General features: G+C 70.3%; 4 protein-coding genes. 2 read left to right on the top strand and 2 right to left on the bottom strand.

Annotated elements, in window-relative coordinates; translation table 11 throughout:
- Positions 1-29 precede the first annotated feature (29 nt).
- Entirely contained in the window at positions 30-368 is a 339-nt protein-coding gene (locus ACR807_RS41215) for a hypothetical protein (RefSeq protein WP_438926990.1), read from the bottom strand.
- 558 nt (positions 369-926) lie between these two features.
- Positions 927-1,280, bottom strand: a complete 354-nt coding sequence (locus ACR807_RS41210) for a hypothetical protein (RefSeq protein ID WP_438926989.1) — start codon at positions 1,278-1,280, stop codon at positions 927-929.
- Positions 1,281-1,511: 231 nt separating this feature from the next.
- Between ACR807_RS41210 and ACR807_RS41205 the strand changes: the two genes are divergently transcribed.
- Both ACR807_RS41205 and phoH2 read left to right on the top strand, forming a co-directional pair.
- Positions 1,512-2,750, top strand: a complete 1,239-nt coding sequence (locus ACR807_RS41205; RefSeq protein ID WP_438926988.1) for a DUF885 domain-containing protein — start codon at positions 1,512-1,514, stop codon at positions 2,748-2,750.
- 459 nt (positions 2,751-3,209) lie between these two features.
- On the top strand, positions 3,210-4,485 hold a 1,276-nt coding region (gene phoH2 / locus ACR807_RS41200; RefSeq protein WP_438926987.1), incomplete at its 3' end, for an RNA 5'-3' helicase PhoH2.

The raw sequence follows: 4,485 nt of genomic DNA, 5'->3' as shown, positions 1-4,485 counted from the left end.
GACCTCAACGCGGTTCGGTGCCCGTCGGCTCACTCGCCGTCGTGCGCGACCTCGGTGTCGTTGTCGTCGTTGTCGGTGTTGATGCACAGGTTCTCGTCGTTGTGCGAGAGGATCGGCACCGCGATGACGTTGACCTCGGTGTTGCAGACGTTGAGGTTGCTCAGCAGGTCGGAGTCGTTGCCGAAGTTGACGAGGCCGATCTGGTCAACCTCGTCGCCCTCCTCGCCCTCCTCGTAGTAGGCCTCGACCTCGCCGATGGCGTAGTTGCCGCCCCAGTGGTCCTCGTGGCCCGGCGACGCGAAGGCCGGGGAGCCCAGCATCACGAGACCCGCAGCGGCCATGGCGACGACGCCTGCCTTCTTCAACATGTGGAACACACTCCTCTGATGAGAATTTGTGATGACCCCCGCGTCCCCGTTCAAGCATTCGGTCCGGGGGAATCCGGCGGCTCAGGCGGTGATGCCCTCGGAGCGATAATTTACCGCCTGACAGCGGCGGAGTCAGCTCTCTGACACTATCGTGTGAATTATTTTTCTGTTCGTTTGTGGGCTATGTCGCACTGGGTATCGATCATGCCTTCCGGCACGCTTCGCCCTTCGGTATTTAATCCGACTGGGACTTTCTCGGCGGCGTTACCACGGAAGAGTGATGGAGTGCATTCCCGGCACTCTCCGTGGTGAACGTGTGGAGTGCCCGGTGCATTTCCCCTGGTGCCCGGAATTCGTTCACCGGGAAGTGTGGGACCGGTGTTTTCCGCGGGGCGGATTCGCGCGCGTCAGCCGCTCGCGCGAGGCGGCCGGTATCGCCGGGCCGGTATCGCCGGGTCCGTGCCGCCGGGCCGGTCACGCGGTCCGCGAACGCGAAGAGCGGTGGTCCGCGCTGTGCGGACCACCGCTCCGGGGGCGGTGACGTCGGGTTCGACCGACTTACTCGCCGGCGACCACGGTGTCGTTGTCGTCGTCGTCGGTGTTGACGCACAGGTTCGGGTGGTCGTTGTGCGACAGCACCGGCACGGCGATGACGTTGACCTCGGTGTTGCAGACGTTGAGCTGGCTCAGCAGGTCCGAGTCGTTGCCGAAGTTGATGGCGCCGAACTGGTCGGAAACGTCGCCGTTCTCGCCCTCCAGGTACGCGAGGTCCGCCTCGCCGATCGCGAAGTTGCCGCCGTCGACCGGGTGGAAGCCGTGCTCGTCCGGCTCGCCGCTCAGGGCGAACGCGGGGGAGCCGAGCATCATGAGCCCGGCCACGACTGCGGCAACGGTGCTTGCCTTCTTCAGCACTTGCACTCTCCTCTTCATGGGTTTCCCCGTTTTGTCAGCGCTGTGAGAAGCCCGCAAGCGGGTTCGTCGCGGGCAAACTACCGAACCCGGACCCCCGCTCGAAGGCTGATAACCCTATTGTGTGACGCCGGGCGGTCTGTCATCCCACGAAAAGGTGTTCTTCTTCGGGTGATTCGCGGTGCCCGTGGCCCTGTGGTAAATCGCGCGGTCCTCTCGTATCGTCTCCGACCTGTGGACGGCGACGGGATCGTGCGGGAGTACCAGGTGCTCGGGCTGGGGCTCGGGAAACTGGTGCCTGGACTGGTCGACTCGTTCACCGGGGACCGGGCGCTGCTCCGGGCCGTGGACGACGCGCCCCGCCCGCACCCCGCCACGCTCGCCGAGCGCGCCGCCCTGCTGCGCCGCGAGCTGCCGGGCACCGACCTGGAACCGGAGCGCAAGCGGTTCCTGGAGGCGCACCTGGTGGCCGCCGAGACCACCGCGCGCCGGCTCGCGGGCGTGCGCGTGCCGTTCGTGGAGGAGGTCCGGTCGTACTTCCAGGTCGACGTGCGCCCCGGCCACCCCGACACCTACCGCCGCGCCCACGTCGAGCTGGACGCCCTGCTGCCCGGCGGCGGGTCGCTGGCCGAGCGGCTCGCCGACCACCGCGCCCTGGACGAGGTGCCGCCGCGCAAGCTCGGGCCCGTCGTGCACGCCCTGTCCAGCGCGCTGCGCGACCGCGTCCGGCAGCGCTACGAGCTGCCCGCGCACGAGGTCGTCGAGTACGAGGTGGTCACCGACAAGCCGTGGAGCGGGTTCAACTACTACCTGGGCGGCTTCCGCTCGCGGGTCGCGATCAACGCCGACCTGGGCCACCGCACGTCCAACCTGCCGCACCTGGTCGCGCACGAGTCCTACCCCGGCCACCACACCGAGCACTGCCGCAAGGAGGTCGGCCTGGTCGGCAAGCGCGGCCACGCCGAGCAGTCGATCTTCCTGATCAACTCGCCGCAGTGCCTGATGGCCGAGGGCATGGCCGAGCTGGGCCTGCACGCCGTGGTCGGCGCGGGCTGGGGCCGCTGGACCGAGGACGTCGTCGGCGACCTGGGCCTGCGGATGGACGGCGAGCTGGCCGAGCGCGTCGAGGGGGCGCTGTCCGGGCTGCTCACCGTGCGCCAGGACGCCGCGCTGATGCTGCACGACCGGCGCGCCCACCCCGACGAGGTGGTCGAGTTCCTGCGCCGCTGGCTGCTCGTGCCCGAGCGGCGGGCCCGGCACATGCTGCGCTTCCTCGCCGACCCGCTGTGGCGGGCCTACACCACCACCTACGTCGAGGGCGTGCGGCTGCTGCGGGCGTGGCTCGACCTCCGCGCCCCGGCGGACACCCTCGGTGACCGCTATTTGAGACTCCTCGACGAGCCGCTGGTGCCGCGGACCCTCCGGCAGGAGATCGACGAGGGCGTGCCCTGGCTGCCCCGCGACCCTGGGTGACCGGATCACCGGGACGGCCGTCAGGCCGCTGAGCTGCGCGGACGAGGGCGCGTTGCGCCGGTGTGACGGCCGGTGGCGCCGCGCAAGCACCCGTTGTGGCCATCTTTCCCGCGTTTTGCGACCAGGTGACGAATTGACGAATCACCTGTGTGGCTGCCTGCATAAGAGGGACTGCGGAGGTAACTTCCGGTTGGCGGGACGCGTCCACTGCGGACCGCGCAGGGAGGCCCTGATCGTGGCGGTGAGCACGAGGGGGCCGGCACCCGGCCCTCGTGGTCGGTGCGCCAGAGCGTGACGGCGTACCGGTCGATCGGGGTGGTGCCTGGCCCAGCGAGGAGCGGACGCGGGTGCCGCGTTCGTGAGGGAGTTGCCGTGAACGCACGACGACCCGCGAGCCGTTCCTCAGGCTCATCGCGCAGCACTTCTCGGCGCCGTGGCGCGCCCACGACCAACACGTACGTGGTGGACACGTCCGTGCTGCTCTCCGACCCGATGGCCACCACGCGGTTCGCGGAGCACGAGGTCGTGCTGCCGCTCGTGGTGATCAGCGAGCTGGAGGGCAAGCGGCACCACCCCGAGCTGGGCTGGTTCGCGCGGGAGGCGCTGAGGCTGCTCGACGACCTGCGGCTGAAGCACGGCCGCCTGGACAACCCGGTGCCGATCGGCGAGCACGGGGGCGTCCTGCGCGTCGAGCTCAACCACTCCGACCCGGAGGTGCTGCCCGCGGGTTTCCGCACGGACTCCAACGACGCCCGCATCCTGGCCTGCGCGCTCAACCTCGCGGCCGAGGGCAACGCCGTCACGCTGGTCACGAAGGACATGCCCCTGCGCGTCAAGGCCGGTGCCGTCGGCCTCGCCGCGGAGGAGTACCGGGCGCACGACGTCACCCTGTCGGGCTTCTCGGGGATGTCCGACGTGGACGTCGACCAGTCCGTCGTGGACGCCCTGTACCGGGACGGCGTGATCGACCCGGCGACGTTCGACCCCGGCGCGCCCGACCTCGCCCGCGTGGCCGAGCTGCCGTGCCACAGCGGCCTGCGGCTGCTCGCGGGCACGTCGAGCGCCCTGGGCCGGGTCACCGCGGACAAGCAGGTCAGGCTGGTGCGCGGCGACCGCGAGGCGTTCGGCGTGCACGGCCGGTCCGCGGAGCAGCGCGTGGCGCTGGACCTGCTGCTCGACACCGAGGTCGGCATCGTCTCGCTGGGCGGGCGGGCCGGCACCGGCAAGTCGGCGCTCGCGCTGTGCGCGGGCCTGGAGGCGGTCATGGAGCGCCGCCAGCACCGCAAGGTCGTCGTGTTCCGCCCGCTGTACGCGGTGGGCGGGCAGGAGCTGGGCTACCTGCCGGGCTCCGAGAGCGAGAAGATGCAGCCGTGGGCGCAGGCGGTGTTCGACACCCTCGGCGCGCTGGTCAGCCAGGACGTGGTCGAGGAGGTCATGGACCGCGGCATGCTGGAGGTGCTGCCGCTGACCCACATCCGGGGCCGGTCGCTGCACGACTCGTTCGTCATCGTCGACGAGGCGCAGTCGCTGGAGCGCAACGTCCTGCTCACCGTGCTGTCGCGGCTGGGCACCAACTCGCGGGTCGTGCTCACGCACGACGTGGCGCAGCGCGACAACCTGCGCGTCGGGCGGCACGACGGCGTGGCGGCGGTCATCGAGAAGCTGAAGGGCCACCCGCTGTTCGCGCACGTCACCCTGACCCGGTCGGAGCGCTCGCCGATCGCGGCGCTGGTGA

The organism is Saccharothrix sabaoui (assembly GCF_051756985.1).
GTDB lineage: Bacteria > Actinomycetota > Actinomycetes > Mycobacteriales > Pseudonocardiaceae > Actinosynnema.
The sequence above is the reverse complement of the archived record's forward strand: the minus strand, read 5'-3'. Positions and strand labels throughout refer to the sequence as shown.